The sequence below is a fragment of the Geodermatophilus sp. CPCC 205506 genome (assembly GCF_051383635.1).
Lineage (GTDB): Bacteria > Actinomycetota > Actinomycetes > Mycobacteriales > Geodermatophilaceae > Geodermatophilus.
Window position 1 is genome coordinate 52,897 of record NZ_JALPKP010000033.1, and the last position, 15,834, is coordinate 68,730.

The 15,834-nt window shown below is 71.4% G+C and carries 13 protein-coding genes; 11 read left to right on the forward strand and 2 right to left on the reverse strand.

What is annotated here, in order from left to right:
- The first annotated feature begins 2 nt into the window (after window positions 1-2).
- Genes MY520_RS18460 through MY520_RS18470 form a run of 3 tightly spaced genes read left to right on the forward strand, consistent with a single transcriptional unit; the run spans window position 3 to window position 1,490 of the window.
- A complete protein-coding gene (locus tag MY520_RS18460) occupies window positions 3-587 on the forward strand; it encodes an HdeD family acid-resistance protein (RefSeq protein WP_436694021.1) in 585 nt (194 codons plus the stop codon).
- A 58-nt stretch (window positions 588-645) separates the two neighbouring features.
- Complete coding sequence (locus tag MY520_RS18465) at window positions 646-918, forward strand: SHOCT domain-containing protein (protein WP_436694022.1); 273 nt, start codon at window positions 646-648, stop codon at window positions 916-918.
- A gap of 59 nt (window positions 919-977) precedes the next feature.
- The gene (locus tag MY520_RS18470) at window positions 978-1,490 is read left to right on the forward strand and encodes a DUF1269 domain-containing protein (RefSeq protein WP_436694023.1); all 513 of its coding nucleotides are present in this window, start codon (window positions 978-980) and stop codon (window positions 1,488-1,490) included.
- 100 nt (window positions 1,491-1,590) lie between these two features.
- On the opposite strand, the gene glgX is transcribed toward MY520_RS18470, so the two are convergent.
- Window positions 1,591-3,714, reverse strand: coding sequence for a glycogen debranching protein GlgX (gene glgX, locus MY520_RS18475; protein ID WP_436694024.1), 2,124 nt, complete (start codon window positions 3,712-3,714; stop codon window positions 1,591-1,593).
- A 284-nt stretch (window positions 3,715-3,998) separates the two neighbouring features.
- On the opposite strand from glgX, the gene MY520_RS18480 reads away from it, so the two are divergent.
- From MY520_RS18480 to MY520_RS18505, 6 genes are all read left to right on the forward strand, one after another.
- Window positions 3,999-4,799 (forward strand): M48 family metallopeptidase, encoded by an 801-nt coding sequence (locus MY520_RS18480; protein WP_436694025.1) that lies wholly within the window; start codon window positions 3,999-4,001, stop codon window positions 4,797-4,799.
- A 206-nt stretch (window positions 4,800-5,005) separates the two neighbouring features.
- Window positions 5,006-6,415: an amino acid permease gene (locus tag MY520_RS18485; protein WP_436694026.1), complete on the forward strand. Its 1,410-nt coding sequence runs from the start codon at window positions 5,006-5,008 to the stop codon at window positions 6,413-6,415.
- A gap of 25 nt (window positions 6,416-6,440) precedes the next feature.
- Window positions 6,441-7,664, forward strand: a complete 1,224-nt coding sequence (locus MY520_RS18490) for an arginine deiminase (protein WP_436694027.1) — start codon at window positions 6,441-6,443, stop codon at window positions 7,662-7,664.
- A gap of 27 nt (window positions 7,665-7,691) precedes the next feature.
- Window positions 7,692-8,696: an ornithine carbamoyltransferase gene (gene argF / locus MY520_RS18495; RefSeq protein WP_436694028.1), complete on the forward strand. Its 1,005-nt coding sequence runs from the start codon at window positions 7,692-7,694 to the stop codon at window positions 8,694-8,696.
- Window positions 8,697-8,726: 30 nt separating this feature from the next.
- Entirely contained in the window at window positions 8,727-9,659 is a 933-nt protein-coding gene (gene arcC, locus MY520_RS18500; protein ID WP_436694029.1) for a carbamate kinase, read from the forward strand.
- Window positions 9,660-9,724: 65 nt separating this feature from the next.
- On the forward strand, window positions 9,725-12,487 hold the full coding sequence (locus MY520_RS18505; protein WP_436694030.1) for a cation-translocating P-type ATPase: 2,763 nt from the start codon (window positions 9,725-9,727) through the stop codon (window positions 12,485-12,487).
- An 88-nt stretch (window positions 12,488-12,575) separates the two neighbouring features.
- Here the strand turns inward: MY520_RS18505 and MY520_RS18510 are convergent, their stop codons facing one another.
- Window positions 12,576-13,589 carry an AraC family transcriptional regulator gene (locus MY520_RS18510; protein WP_436694031.1) on the reverse strand — a complete coding sequence of 338 codons (1,014 nt, stop codon included), beginning with the start codon at window positions 13,587-13,589 and terminating at the stop codon, window positions 12,576-12,578.
- A 213-nt stretch (window positions 13,590-13,802) separates the two neighbouring features.
- Here MY520_RS18510 and MY520_RS18515 point away from each other — a divergent pair, with 213 nt between their 5' ends.
- Both MY520_RS18515 and MY520_RS18520 read left to right on the forward strand, forming a co-directional pair.
- Window positions 13,803-14,792 carry a quinone oxidoreductase family protein gene (locus MY520_RS18515; protein ID WP_436694032.1) on the forward strand — a complete coding sequence of 330 codons (990 nt, stop codon included), beginning with the start codon at window positions 13,803-13,805 and terminating at the stop codon, window positions 14,790-14,792.
- Entirely contained in the window at window positions 14,785-15,750 is a 966-nt protein-coding gene (locus tag MY520_RS18520; protein WP_436694033.1) for a TauD/TfdA dioxygenase family protein, read from the forward strand. Before MY520_RS18515 ends, MY520_RS18520 begins: the two co-directional genes overlap by 8 nt.
- Window positions 15,751-15,834: the final 84 nt, after the last annotated feature.

The following is a 15,834-nucleotide window of genomic DNA, read 5'->3' on the forward strand; positions in this document are numbered from 1 at the left end:
GCATGACCGCGAACGTCTCCAGCCACTACGCCGGTTCGACCCCGAGCAGGCACACCGGCGTGCGCGTCCTGGTGGGCGTGCTGGGCCTTGCCGCCGTCGTCCTGGGCATCGTGCTGCTGTTCCAGCCGGTCGCCGCCGCGCGCACCCTGGCGCTGCTGGTCGGTCTCTCCTTCGTCGTCGGAGGGCTGCTCGAGATCGCCGTCGGCTGGGCCGGCGCGGAGCAGCGCCGGTGGAGCTCGCTCGTCCTGGGTGCGGTCCTGGTGCTCGGCGGCGTCCTCGCGATCGTGTGGCCCGGCATCACCCTCTTCTCGCTGGCGCTCATCACGGGCCTGTCGCTCATCGTCCACGGTGCGACGCGGGTCGGCATCGCCGTGGTCGGTCGCGCCGAGATCCCCGGCTGGGGGTGGCTCGCCCTCGCCGGCGCGGTGAACGTGTTCGTCGGCCTGCTCGCGATCCTCTGGCCCGAGGCGACCGTGCTCGTCCTCTCCCTCGTCCTCGGTGCGCAGATCGCCGTCTTCGGCGTGCTGTTGCTCGTCGCCGCCTTCTGGCACCCCGGCGCACGCGAGGCCACTCCGACCGGAAGCTGACCCGTCCCCGCAGTGCCGGCCCGCGGACCGGCGCTGCCCCGACCACACAGGAGTCGACATGCCAGGACTGCTCCGCGGGGTGGCCCGCACCGCCGTTGTCGCCGGAACGGCCACCGCCGTGTCCAACCGCGTCTCGCGTCGCCAGGGCAACCGCTGGGCGAGCCAGCAGGCCGCCGCCGCGCCCGAGCCGCAGTACGCCCAGCCGGCTCCGCAACGCACCGACACCAACACCAAGCTGGCCCAGCTGCGCGAGCTCGCCCAGCTGCGGGACTCCGGCGTCCTCGACGAGGCCGAGTTCGAGCTCCAGAAGAGTCAGATCCTCAACTCCTGACCCCGGACCCGATGACCCCGGACCGAACGGTTCCGGCCGCGCAACCCAAGGAGAGATCGATGGCCACCATGACCGTCTGGAAGTTCCCGACCGCGAACGGCGCAGCGATAGCGGAGGAGACGCTGAAGACCCTTCAGCGGAAGGAGCTCATCCGGATCCACGACGCCGCCATCGTCACCTACCCGGAAGGGGCGAAGAAGCCCAAGACGCGCCAGCTCACCAGCATGACCGGTGCCGGGGCCCTGGGGGGCGCGTTCTGGGGGATGCTGTTCGGTCTGATCTTCTTCGTGCCGTTGCTGGGCATGGCGATCGGCGCCGGGATGGGGGCGCTGACCGGCAGCATGACCGACGTCGGCATCGACGACGCCTTCATCCGCCGGATGCGGGACGAGATCCAGCCGGGGACCTCGGCGCTGTTCGTCCTCTCCTCCGGCGCGGTCACCGACAAGGTGAGGGAGGCCTTCGAGGGCCAGCAGATGATCCTCGTCGAGACGAACCTCAGCCACGAGCAGGAGGACAAGCTGCGCGAGGTGTTCTCCGAAGAGGAGAAGTCGCACGCGACCGCGAACTGAGCACCACCAGCGACTCAGGGCCCGACTGCGACGGCAGCCGGGCCCTGAGTCGTGTCGGCCCCTGAGTCGTCTCGGCCGGTCCGTCCGCCCGGGTGGGCGGTCAGTCCGCCTCGGGAGGGCGGATCTGCAGGACCGCCGCCGAGTGCGGGGGCAGGTCGACGACGCCCGTTCCCCGCTGGCTCCCCGTGTCGGTGCCGGCGGTGTGCAGCACCACGTCGATGCCGAGGGCCGTGAGCTCGGCCGGCAGCACGAAGTCGACCCGCTCGTCCGCGGCGTTGAGGAGTTCCAGGTAGCTGTTCCCGATGACGGGACGGCCCCGCTCGTCCCGCTCGCCGACCTCCTGGCCGACCAGGAGGACGCCCAGGCTCTGCACCGGCGTGGTCCAGTCCTCCTGCCGCATCTCCCGGCCCGCCGGGTGCAGCCAGGAGACGCCCGTGACGTCCCCGCCGGGGAGCGGCCGGCCCGGGGAGAGGTGGCGGCGACGGCGGAACACCGGCTCGTCCGCGCGCAGCCGCAGCAGTCGCCGCGTGAAGTCGAACAGCGACCGGCGTTCGTCGTCCGCCGTCCAGTCCAGCCACGTCAGCTCGTTGTCCTGGCAGTAGGCGTGGTTGTTGCCCAGCTGCGTGTGCTCCAGCTCGTCACCTGCCTGCAACAGCGGCACGCCCGGGCTGAGGATGAGCGTGAGCAGCATGTTGCGCACCTGCCGTCGCCGCAGGGCGGTGACCGCAGGATCGGTGGTCGGCCCTTCCACGCCGCAGTTCCAGCTGTCGTCGGCGTCGGTGCCGTCGGCGTTGTCCCGCATGTTGGCCTCGTTGCGCTTGCGCTCGTAGCTGACGAGGTCGGCGAGGGTGAACCCGTCGTGGGCGGTGACGACGTTGATGCTCGTCGAGGGGCGCCGGTCGTCGTCTCCGTACAGGTCGGGCGACCCCGACAGCCGGCCGGCGAGGTCGCCGCTCTGCTGCGGCGCGCCGGCCCAGAACCGGCGCACGGTGTCGCGGAAGCGGCCGTTCCACTCCCACCACTTCCCAGGGACGGAGCCGGCGGCAGGCCCGGCCTCGCCGTCCTCCCACGGTCCGGCGACGAGGTGGACCCCGGCCAGCACCGGGTCCTGCTGCAGCAGCTCGAACGCGGCCGGCAGCTGGTCGTACTTGGCGAAGGCACGGGCCCGCGCCGGCGCCAGGTCGAAGCGGAACCCGTCGACGTGCATCTCCGACACCCAGTAGCGCAGGCTGTCGGTGATGAGCTGGAGGGTGCGCGGGTGGCCCACGTCCAGCGCGTTGCCGATGCCCTGGTCGTCGTGCGTGTACCGGTGCTCGTCGGCGAGGTGGTAGTAGGCCGCGTTGTCCAGCCCGCGGAACGCCAGGGTCGGGCCGAGCTCGCTGCCCTCTGCCGTGTGGTCGTACGCGACGTCGAGCAGCACGGCGATCCCCGCCTCGTGCAGCGTCGCGACCATCGTCTTGAACTCCCGCACCACGCCCTGCGGATCGGTGGCCGCGGCCAGCCGCGGGTCCGGGGCGAAGAAGCCCAGGGTGTTGTACCCCCAGTAGTTGGTCAGTCCCTGTTCGACCAGGAAGCGTTCACTGACCCGGTACTGGACGGGCAGCAGCTCCACGGCCGTGATGCCGAGATCGAGCAGGTGCTCGACGGCGGCGGGGGAGGCCAGCCCGGCGTACGTCCCGCGCAGCGGCGCGGGGACGCCGGGGTGGCGCTTGGTGAAGCCCTTGACGTGCAGCTCGTAGATCACGGTGTCCGCCGGTGCCCGGCGGGGCGGGACGTCGTTGCCCCAGCTGAACGCGGTGTCGACGACCGCGGCGAGGGGCGCACTGCCGGCGCTGTCCGCCAGGTTCATCGTGAGGTCCTCGTCGGCCGAGCCGAGGCCGTAGCCGAACAGGCTGTCGTCGTGGCGCACGTCGCGGCCGACCGCCTTGGCGTAGGGATCGAACAGCAGCTTGTGCGGGTTGCACCGCGGACCCTCGGCGGGGCGGTAGGGCCCGGCCGCGCGCAGGCCGTAGAGCTGGCCAGGGCGGAGGTCCGGGAAGTACCCGTGCCAGACGCCGCCGGTCGACGAGGCCAGGGCGATCCGCTCGGTCTCCGTGGTGTCGCCCGGGGACTCGAACAGGCACAGCTCCACCCGTTCGGCCACTCCGGAGAAGACGGCGACGTTGACGCCGCGGCCGTCCCAGGTCGCGCCGAGCGGATGGGGGGATCCCGGCTGCACGCGCATCGGAATCGACCTCCTCTGAGCGGTCGGCCGCCCTGACCCCGGCCGCGTCCGCCGCCGGCCAGGGCCAGCCTCGTGCCGCCGGAGCGTCGATCGCCTCCCCCCGCACGCATGAGCCGGCGGACGTCCCTGCGACCCATCCCCCTCGGATGAGGTCGCCGGCGGAGCGCGAGCGGATCGTGAGGACACTCGGTTGCCGTGCAGGACCAGGGGTGAGAGTCATGACCGCGTCGGAGTCGACACCCGGGGGGCGTGTGCCCGCCCGGTACCTGCGTCACCCGGCCGAAGTGCCCTTCTACATCTTCATGGTCGTCCTCAACGTCGTGATCATCGTCGTGATCGTCCGGTTCGCGATGGTGTTGCCCTTCCTGCCGGAGCGGTTGCAGGGCAGCGGCTGGGCGATCGCGATCCGGAGCGCCCTCATCGGGCTGCTGCTGTTCGTGCCGGGTGTGGTCGTCGTCCGCGAGGTGCAGCGCGCGACCACGCGGGGGACCGCGGTCCAGCTGTCGCCCAGCCAGTTCGGCGACCTCCACGCGACCGTGGCGGAGTTCGCCGCCGCATTGCGGATGAAGCGGCTGCCGGACATCTACCTGGCGAACGGCAACGGCGCGCTCAACGCCTTCGCCGCCCAGGCCACCGGTCACGACTACGTCGTGCTGTCCAACGAGCTCTTCGCCCACCTCCAGGACCGGAACCGGGACGGGTTGCGGTTCATCCTCGGTCACGAGCTCGGGCACATCCGGCTGAACCACGTGGCGCTGTGGTACCAGCTGTCCGTCGCCTACTCCCAGGTGATCCCCGTGCTGGGCCCGACGCTGTCGCGGCTGCGGGAGTACTCGTGCGACCGGCACGGGGCGTTCCTGTCGCCGTCCGGCGCCAGGGGCCTGGTGCTCCTCGCCTCCGGCCGGCACACGGAGACCGACGTCGACATCGACGAGCTGGCCCGGCAGGGGGCGGCGTTGCGCGGGTTCTGGCCCTGGCTGGCCCAGCTCCCGAGGTCGCACCCCTTCACGGTCCGGCGACTCGAGCAGCTCTTCCGCCTCGGCCTCTTCCGGGACCAGGCCGAGCGGGCGGGCAGTCGCGTCTGACCTCCCGCGGGGCGTCCCGGGTGCGCGCGGGTCCGGCGCCGCCCCGGAGCGTCCCCGGCGGCGCAGCCGACCCGGCCGGATCGGCCGTCCCGATCCGTCCGCCCGCGGTGGGAATGCGGAGATCACTCATCCCCGGCGGAGGAGGCCCCTGGCCGACGTCTCCGCTGGAATGACCGGCAGCCGACCCCCCCGTACGAGGAGCCGTCATGAGCACCGCGTCAGCCCCACCCGCCGGCCCCGCCCCGGTCGAGGAGGAGCCCCGCGGCAGCTTGGGACTGGGTCCCGCTACCGCGCTGATCGTCGGCAGCATCATCGGTGTCGGGATCTTCAACCTGCCGGCGTCGCTGGCCGGCTACGGGCCGATCAGCCTGGTCGCGATGGCGCTGACCACCATCGGCGCCCTGGCCCTCGCCGTCATGTTCGCCTCGCTGAGCCGCCGGCTGCCCGCGGACGGCGGGCCCTACGCCTACGCGCGCGCCGCCTTCGGCAACCTGGCCGGCTTCTCCAACGCGTGGTTGTACTGGATCACCGCGTGGTCGGGGAACGCGGCGATCGTCGTGGGCTGGGTGCTCTACGTCGAGGAGTTCGTCAACACCGACCAGAACAAGCTCTTCTCGATCGTCCTCGCGCTGATCGGGCTGTGGCTGCCCGCGGCCATCAACATGGTCGGCGTCTCGGCGATGGGGACCGTGCAGCTGTGGACGTCGATCCTGAAGTTCATCCCGCTGGTCTTCATGTCCACCGTCGGACTGTTCTACATCCAGAGCGCGAACTTCGAGGTCTGGAACACCAGCGGTGACAGCACCATGGGCGCGATCGGCGGGGCCATGGCCCTGTGTCTGTTCAGCTACCTCGGGGTCGAGTGCGCCGCGGTCGCGGCGGCCAAGGTGCGCGATCCCGACAAGAACGTCCCCCGGGCCACGATCTACGGCACGCTCGGCACCGCCGTCGTCTACCTGCTGTCGCTGACCGCTGTCTTCGGCATCGTCTCCGCGGCGGCGCTGTCGGAGTCGACGGCGCCCTTCGCCACCGCGGTCAACGAGATGGTCGGCGGCACCTGGGCGGGCTACGTGATGTCGGCGCTGGTGGTCGTCTCCGGCTTCGGCGCGCTGAACGGCTGGACGATGATCTGCGCCGAGATGCCGCTGGCCGCGGCCAAGGACGGGCTGTTCCCGAAGGCCTTCGGCCGGCTGAGCCGGCGCGGCGTGCCCGCCTTCGGCATCGTCGCCTCGACGGCCCTGGCATCGCTGTTCATGATCATGTCCTACGCCGGATCCGTCGGGATCACGGTCTTCAACACCCTGGTCTTCATGAGCGGCATCACCGCCGCCATCCCCTACGGGTTCTCCGCCCTGGCGCAGATCAAGTGGCGGCTGATGGACCACCGGGAGCTGCACACCCCGCGCTTCGTCCGTGACGTGGGCGTCGCCGTGGTCGGGCTCGCCTTCTCGGTGCTGTTCATCTGGTACTCGCGCAACACCGGGGAGGAAGCCCTGTGGAAGGAGTACCTGCCCTTCATCTTCGCCGGCGGTGCGTTCGTCGCCGGCATCCCGATCTACCTCAAGCACCGGACGTCGATGTCCGAGCCTCCCGCCGTCCCCGCCTGGCACGCGTGAGCGTCCACCGAGAAGGAGTACCGCCATGTCGTTCCACGTCGACTCCGAGGTCGGACAGCTCCACCAGGTGATCCTGCACCGGCCGGGCCTCGAGCTGACCCGGCTGACGCCCCAGAACGTCGACGACCTGCTGTTCGACGACGTGATGTGGGCCCAGCGCGCCCGGGAGGAGCACGACGCCTTCGCCGAGAAGCTGCGGGCCAAGGGCGTCAAGGTCTACCTGTTCCACGACCTGCTGGCCCAGGCGATCGAGCAGCCGGGCGGGCGGGAGTTCCTCCAGGAGGAGTTGACCACCGCGACCCGGTTCGGCCCCGCGCTGGACGGGCCGCTCGACGAGCTGGTCGGCCAGGCCCCGGCCGACCGGCTGGCGGAGGCCCTCGTCGGCGGCGTGCTCAAGCACGAGCTGGACCTCCCCAAGACCTCCAGCCTGCTGCTGGAGTACCTGGACGACGACGACTTCCTGCTGCCCCCGCTGCCGAACCACCTGTTCCAGCGGGACAACTCCGCCTGGGTCTACGACGGCCTGTCGGTCAACCCGATGAGCAAGCCGGCCCGCAAGCGGGAGACGATCAACTCGCGCCTGGTCTGGAACTTCCACCCCATGTTCAGGGACGACCCCCCGCACTTCTACTACGGCAACGACCGCGAGAACCACGACCCCGCCAACTGCGAGGGCGGCGACATCCTCGTCATCGGCAATGGCGCCGTCATGGTGGGCATGGGTGAGCGGACCAGCCCCCAGGGCATCGAGTTCCTCGCGCGGCAGTACTTCCGGCACGGCGCGGTCACCAAGGTTATCGCCGTCGAGCTGCCGAAGACGCGGTCGTTCATGCACCTCGACACCGCGATGACGATGATCGACCGGGACGCGTTCAGCGTGTACCCGCACCTGCCGGAGACGCTCCGCTCGTTCACGCTCACCCCGGTCGGCACGGGCGGCGACTACCAGGTGACCGAGAACGCCGAGCTCTTCCCCGTCGTGGCGGACGCGATCGGGGTCGAGAAGGTGCGCGTGCTGCGGACGCCGATCGACCTGCTCGGCGCCCAGCGCGAGCAGTGGGACGACGGGAACAACTTCCTGGCCATCGCCCCCGGTGTGATCTTCGGCTACGAGCGCAACACGACGACGAACACGTTCCTCCGCAAGAACGGCATCGAGATCGTGACGATCGCCGGCGAGGAGCTGGGCCGCGGGCGCGGCGGCCCGCGCTGCATGTCCTGCCCCATCGAGCGCGACGCCGTCGCGTGACACAGCCCCCCACGGACGGAGTCTGAGATGGCACTGAACTTGCACGGCCGCGACTTCCTCAAGGAAGCGGACTTCACGACCGCCGAGTTGCAGTTCCTGCTGGACCTCTCGTACGACCTCAAGCGGGCGAAGGCGACGGGGACCGAACGGCAGCGGCTGCGCGGCCGGGACGTCGCGTTGATCTTCGAGAAGACGTCGACCCGTACGCGGTGCGCCTTCGAGGTGGCGGCCTACGACCAGGGCGGGCACGTCACCTACCTCGACCCGCAGTCCTCGCAGATCGGGCACAAGGAGTCCGCCGCCGACACCGCGCAGGTGCTGGCGCGGATGTTCGACGCCATCGAGTTCCGCGGGAAGGCGCAGGCCACGGTCGAGGAGCTGGCCGCCAACTCCGCCGTGCCGGTCTACAACGGGCTGACCGACGAGTGGCACCCCACCCAGATGCTCGCCGACTTCCTGACCATGACCGAGCACTCGGGCAAGCGCCCGCACGAGCTGACCTACTGCTTCATGGGCGACGGCCGGTTCAACATGGGCCGCTCGCTGCTCGTGACCGGGGCGATCATGGGCGCGGACGTCCGCATCTGCGCCCCGGAGGCGCTGTGGCCGGACAAGGACGTGCAGGACCTCGCCCGGGAGCGGGCCGAGGAGTCCGGAGCCCGCGTCACGCTCACCGCCGACCCCGCGGAGGCTCTCCCGAGCGCCGACTTCGTGCACACCGACGTCTGGGTGTCGATGGGGGAGCCGGACGACGTCTGGAAGACCCGCGTGGAGGAGCTCCTCCCGTACCAGGTGAACGCCGGCGCCCTGGAGCGCACGGGCAACCCGCGCGCCCGGTTCATGCACTGCCTGCCGGCGTTCCACGACACGAACACCGCGGTCGGCCGCAAGGTGGCCGACCTCACCGGCATCACCGGCGGCCTCGAGGTCACCGGCGAGGTCTTCCGGTCGCCGGCGAACATCGCCTTCGACCAGGCGGAGAACCGGCTGCACACGATCAAGGCGGTCATGGTCGCCACCATCGGCGACTGAGCCACCCTCGCCGGCGACAGGAGAGAGGCCATGAGGATCGTCGTCGCACTCGGCGGCAACGCACTGCAGCGCCGCGGCGAGCCCATGACCGTCGAGGGGCAGCGGCACAACGTCGCGGTGGCGTGCAAGTCGCTCGCCCCGGTGGCCGAGGAGCACGAGCTCGTCGTCTCCCACGGGAACGGGCCGCAGGTCGGGATGCTCGCGCTGCAGGCGGCCGCCTACGACGAGGTGTCGGCCTATCCCTTCGACGTCCTGGGAGCCCAGACGGAGGGGATGATCGGCTACCTCATCGAGCAGGAGCTGGGCAACCTGCTCCCGGCGGAGAAGCCGCTGGCGACGATCCTGACGATGACGCAGGTCGACCCGGCGGACCCGGCGTTCGCCTCCCCGACGAAGTTCGTCGGCCCGGTGTACCCGGCCGACGCCGCCGAGGAGCTCGCCGCGCGGCGGGGCTGGGTGTTCCGGCAGGACGGCGACAGGTGGCGGCGGGTCGTCCCCTCGCCGCTACCCCAGCGGATCGTCGAGATCCGGCCGGTCGAGTGGCTGCTGGCGCAGGGGTGCGTGGTCATCTGCGCGGGCGGTGGCGGGATCCCGACGATGTACCCGTCGGGCACCCGCACCCTCGTGGGAGTCGAGGCGGTCATCGACAAGGACCGCGCCTCCGCCGTCCTCGCGCGGGACCTGTCCGCCGACCTCCTGGTGATCGCCACCGACGTGGACGCGGTCTACCTCGACTGGGGCACCGACCGGCAGCGCGCGGTCGTCACCGCACACCCCGACGCCCTCGACCCGGGCCTGTTCCCGGCGGGCTCGATGGGGCCGAAGGTGGAGGCCGCCGCCCAGTTCGCCCGCGTCTCGGGCCGGTCCGCGGTGATCGGCTCCCTCGATCAGCTGTCCAGCATCCTCGCCGGAATCGGCGGGACCCGGATCTCGGTGCAGGCCGAGGGGATGGAGACCCGATGAGCGCCTCGACCGATCCGCGGAGCGCCACGTCTGGAGCACACGTCACCGAGCAGCCGTCTGTCCCCGTGCCGCGCACGGAGGCCGACGGGGGCTCGGCGCCGTACCTCAGCAGCGTCGAACGGGTGGTGGTCGACTTCGGCGCCGACGTCGCACGCGGGTTGACCCACCGGGAGGCGGCGCGCCGCCTGCAGGAGACCGGGCCGAACAAGCTCACCAGCGAGAAGCCGCCGTCGACCTGGGCGGTGGCGCTGGCCCAGCTGCGCGACCCCATGAACCTCATGCTCATCGCGGTGGCGGTCGCGAGCCTGCTGATCGCCCAGGTGTCGACGGCCGTGCTCGTCGCGGCGCTGGTCCTGCTCAACGTGCTGCTGGGCGCCCGGCAGGAGCTGAAGGCCCGGGCGAGCGTCGACGCACTGTCCAAGCTCCAGGTGCCGCAGACCCGCGTGCTGCGGGAGGGGCAGCTGGAGATGATCCCGGCGGAGGAGGTCGTCCCGGGCGACGTCGTCCGGCTGGAGGCCGGCGACATCGTGCCCGCCGACGGCCGCATCGTCGCGTCGGCCACCCTGGAGACGCAGGAGGCGGCGCTGACCGGGGAGAGCGCCCCGATCAGCAAGGGCGCCGAGGTGCTCCCCGGTCCGGACGTGGCCCTCGGCGACCGTGTGAACATGCTGTTCCAGAACACGTCGGTCACCCGCGGAACGGCGGCCATGGTCGTCACCGCCACCGGCATGCAGACCGAGATGGGCCGGATCGCGACGATGCTGACCGCGGTCGACCGGACCCGGTCGCCGCTGCAGAAGGAGCTCGACGGGCTCACCCGCGTGCTGGGCGTCGTGGCCTGGTCGGCGGTCGCGCTGATCGTGATCGTCGGACTCGCCCGCGACCTGCCCATCGAGGACGTGCTGCTGCTCGGCACGGCCATGGCGGTCTCGGCCATCCCGACCGGGCTGCCGACGTTCGTGCAGGGGATGCTCTCCTTCGGCGCGCGCCAACTGGCCGACGCGAAGGCCGTGGTGAAGAACCTGACCGACGTCGAGACCCTCGGCGCGACCAGCGCGATCAACACCGACAAGACCGGCACGCTGACCCTGAACCAGATGATGGTGTCGACGCTCTACACGGACGGCGCCTGGTTCACCGTCGACGGCGAGGGCTACCGGAAGACCGGCTCGATCCGGTCCGTGGCCGGAGCCCGGGTGCCCGACTTCACCCGGCTGGCCTATGCCCTCGTGCTCGACAGCGACGCCACCGTCGGCGACGACGGCAGCGTCATCGGTGACCCGACGGAGGCCGCCCTCGTGGTGCTGGCCGCGAAGCTCGGGGTCGACGCCGACGAGACGCGGCACGCCTACCCGCGGTTGGCCGAGGTCCCGTTCGACTCCGAGTACAAGTTCATGGCGACCTTCCACAAGGTCGAGATCGACGGCGCCTACTACGTGGTGGAGCTGGTCAAGGGCGCACCCGACGTGGTGCTCGGCCGGTGCAGCGCGGCCGGCGGACCGTTCCGCTCCCCGCAGGTGCCGATCGAGCAGGAGCGCGACCGGATCGAGGCGGCCAACCGGCACATGGGCGAGAAGGGCCTGCGGGTCCTGGCATTCGCCGCGCGGCTGGTCCCCGACGAGGAGCTGCCGCTCATGCACGCCGACCCGATGGCCCTCACCACCGACCTCGGCTTCGTCGGGATGGTCGGCATCATCGACCCGCTGCGGCCGTCGGCGAAGGCCGCGGTCGAGACGGCGCTGCGGGCCGGCATCGACGTCCGGATGATCACCGGCGACCACGCCGTCACGGCGCACGCCATCGGCGAGTCCCTGGGGCTCGGCGCCGGTGCCGTGAGCGGCGCGGAGCTGCAGGCGCTCTCCGACGAGGAGCTGCGCCGCCGGCTGCCGTCGATCCACGTCTTCGGCCGGGTGACGCCGGAGGACAAGCTCCGGCTGGCCCGCACGATGCAGGACCAGGGCCTGATCGTCGCGATGACCGGGGACGCGGTCAACGATGCCGCCGCCCTCAAGCAGGCCGACATCGGCGTCGCGATGGGGAGCGGCAGCGAGGTGTCCAAGCAGGCCGCCCGCATGATCCTCACCGACGACAACTTCGGCACCCTGGTGCACGCCGTCGAGCTCGGCCGGAGCATCTACGGCAAGGTCGTCTCCTACATCCGGTACCAGATGAGTCAGCTGCTCTCGCTGGTCCTCCTCTTCGTCACCGCCACGGTGTTCAACATCAACAGCGGGGTGGCCATGACCCCGCTGATGGTGCTGTTCCTCAACTTCTTCGTGGCGATCTTCCCGGTGGTCGTGATCATGCTCGACCCGGCCGACCCGGAGATCATGAACCGGCCGCCGCGCGACCCCAAGGTGGCGATCACGAACGGGCCTGCGGTTGTCCGCTGGATCGCGTACGGCACGGTGCTGTTCCTGTCGGCGCTGATCCCGCTGGTCCTCGGACCGGACGAGCCGGCCACCACCACGGCGAGCGCGTCGATGACCATGTGCTACGTCGTCATCGGCCTCGGCACGATCTTCAGCGGCGTGGTCATGCGGCGCGACCCGACGTCCGGGCTGACCCCGCCGATCCTCACCGCGGTCAAGTGGTCGGCGATCCCCGCCGTGCTGCTGGTGCTCTCCACCGAGCTCGACTTCCTGCAGAACGGGCTGCTCACGCAGTCGCTGTCCGGGTTGCAGTGGCTGGCGTGCATCGGCCTGGGCCTGGTCATGCCGCTGGTCGTGGAGATCGACAAGTGGTTCCGCCGCCGGCGGCAGCACCCGCCGGCCCCGGTCGCGGTCGAGGTCGCGGTGGCCCCCGCCCGTGCAGTCGCCACCGCGTAGCGGCCGGCCGTGTGGCGTCGGGTGGTCGCCGCGTCTCCCTCGGGCCCGGGGCAACGGTGGTGCCGGCCTCGACGCCTGAGGTCGGTGGTCACGTCCCCCTGGCCCGGTGGGAGGAGTCGCGCCACTCCGTGGGGCTGACCCCGAACCGCTGGCGGAACCACCGCGAGAAGGCACTGGGCGCGGTGAACCCGAGCAGCTGCGACACGTCGGTCTGGGTGTAGCGGTCGGTGGCGAGGTAGCGCTCGGCCAGTGCCTCCCGGGTGCCGTGGACGATCGAGGAGAACGACCGGCCCTCCGCGGCCAGCCGGCGGTGCAGCGTCCGTTGCGTCACTCCGAGACTGCGGGCCACCTGCTGCGTGGAGCAGCGGCCGAGCGGCAGCAGCATCTCGACCAGCTGGGTCACCTGCCCGGTCGTCGTGGCGGCCGGGGGAGCGCCGAGCGCCCGGAGGAGCTGCTTGGTGTAGGGGCGCAGCAGCGGGTCGGACGACGCGTTGGGGGCGTCGAGCTCCGCGGCGTAGAAGACCAGCCCGGTGAACTCGTGTCCGAACTGCAGCCGGGGGCCGAAGGCCGCCTGATGGGCGGCCACCGATGCCGGTGCCCGGTGGCTGAAGCACAGCGAGAGCGGCTCCCACTGCCGGCCGAGCAGCTCGCGGACGATGCCGAGCAGCGCCGCGGTGGCCAGCTCCAGCGCCTGCCGGGTGGGTGCCGGTTCACCGAACTCGAACCACAGCCGCATGGTGGCCAGGTCGCCGGCCTCGTCCATCCGGAGCCGCAGCGCCTCGTTGTAGCTGTGCTCGTACCGGCAGAGCAGCTCCAGGGCACTGCGCAGGTCCGGCTCCTGGCGCAGCACCACGCTCAGCGGACCGAGCGTCGACAGCCGGCGCAGCCCCGCCAGCCGGAGGCCGAAGTCCTCGAGCCCGGACTCGGTGGCCGAACGGTCCAGCAGCCGGGCGACCGACGCCGCGGGAACCCACTTGTCCGGCACCGCGAGATCGGCCACGGTCAGCCCCTCGTGCGCCAGCAGCCGCGCCGGGTCGAGGCCGGAGGCGCGGGCCATCCCGACGTAGCCGTCGAGCGTCGCGCAGCGCACGCCTGGCCGCACGGCACCTCCTCACCGGGTGTCCGAAAGTGCTCAGGGAAGCGTCCGGATCGGTACAGCCCTCGGTCGTGGCCGCTGCCAGAGTAGAAGCCGTCAGAGACAGGCGGAAACCCTCCTGACGAGCCCGGCGGAGAGCCCCTCCCGCCACCTCCCGTTCCCCCTGCCACGCGTCGTCCGACGCGTGCGTCCCGACGTACCCGAGAAGGAGAGCCATCCATGGCGAAGGGCATTCGCTTCCACGAGACCGGCGGACCGGAGGTGCTCCGCTGGGAGTCCCTCCCGGTCGGCGAGCCGGGCCCCGGCGAGGTGCGGGTCCGCCACGTCGCCGTCGGCCTCAACTTCGCCGACACCTACTTCCGCACCGGGCTCTACCCCGCGCCCCTGCCCGCCGGGATGGGCGTGGAGGCGGCCGGCGTGGTCGAGGCCGTCGGGCCCGGGGTGACCGGGTTCGCGGAGGGGGACCGGGTCACCTACACCGGCAGCCCGCTGGGCGCGTACAGCACCGAGCGCGTCATGGACGTCGCGCCGCTGATCACGCTGCCCGACGCGATCCCGTTCGAGACCGCCGCCGCGATGACGATGCGCGGCCTCACCTGCGCCTACCTCCTCCGCCGGATCGCCGCCCTGGACCCCGGCGCCACCGTCCTGCTGCACGCGGCGGCCGGTGGCGTCGGCCTCATCTTCAGCCAGTGGGCCCGCCTGCTCGGCCTCACCGTCATCGGCACCGTGTCCACCGACGAGAAGGCCGAGATCGCCCGGGCGCACGGCTGCGCGCACACGATCGTCTACCGCCGGGAGGACGTCGCCGCGCGGGTCCGGGAGATCACCGACGGGGCCGGCGTCCCGGTGGTCTTCGACAGCGTCGGGGCGACGACGTTCGCCTCGTCGCTGGACTCGCTGAGCCGGCGCGGGCTGCTGGTCTGCTTCGGCACGGCGTCCGGGCCGATCCCGCCGATCGACGCCATGCAGCTCGCGGTCAAGGGCTCGCTGTTCGTCACCCGGCCGGCGCTCGCCGACTACATCGCCGACCCGGCCGAGCGGGCCGCGCTCGCCGGGGAGCTGTTCGACCACGTCGGCTCCGGCCGGATCGCCGTCGAGATCAACCAGCGCTACGCGCTCGAGGACGCCGTCACGGCCCACCGCGACCTCGAGTCCGGCCGCAGCGTCGGCTCCTCCGTCTTCTGCCTGGAGGCCGCGGGTGCCTGAGCTCGCGCCGCCGTCCCACCCCCTCACCGAACAGGAGAACACCATGTCCATCGCCCTTCCCGACGCTGGCGTCCGGCTCGACGTCCCGTCCTTCAGGGTCGGCCCGCGCTCCATCGAGGTCGTCCCCCTCACCGCCACCATCGGTGCCGAGCTGCGCAACATCGACCTGGCCGAGGCGGCGCGGGACGCCGAGGTCTTCGCCGAGCTGCGGGACCTGCTGCTGCAGTACAAGGTCCTCTTCTTCCGCGACCAGGACATCAGCCGCGCGGAGCACGTCGCCCTGGCCGAGCGGTTCGGTCCGCTGGAGGACCACCCGGTCGCCGGCAGCGACCCCGACCACCCGGGGCTGGTGCGGATCTACAAGGACCTGGACAGCCCGCCCGAGCACTACGAGAACGCCTTCCACTGCGACGCCACGTGGCGCACGGTGCCGCCCCTCGGTTCGGTGCTCCGCTGCGTCGAGGGTCCCCCGGTGGGCGGCGACACGATCTGGGTCAACATGGCCGAGGCCTACCGCCGGCTCCCCGCCCGCGTGAAGGAGCAGATCGCCGGCTTGCGCGCGCGGCACAGCATCGAGGCCAGCTTCGGCGCGGCGATGCCCGCCGAGAAGCGCCGGGAGCTGCACGCGCGGTTCCCCGACGCCGAGCACCCGGTCGTGCGCACGCACCCCGAGACGGGTGAGGAGTTCCTCTTCGTCAATGCGTTCACGACGCACTTCGTCAACTACCACACGCCGGAGAACGTGCGTTTCGGATTCGACTACTCGCCCGGTCAGAGCGAGCTGCTCAACTACCTGATCCGGCAGGCCGCCGTCCCGGAGTTCCAGGTCCGCTGGCGGTGGACGCCGAACAGCTTCGCCATCTGGGACAACCGCGTCACCCAGCACTACGCCGTCCAGGACTACTGGCCCGGCGTCCGGAAGATGGAGCGCGCCGGAATCGTCGGCGCCGACTACTGATCTCCCCCCGAAAACACACAAGGAGAATTGACATGCACTTCCTCGACGATTCCCTGTTCCCCGAGAACCAGGAGAAGCTGGTCA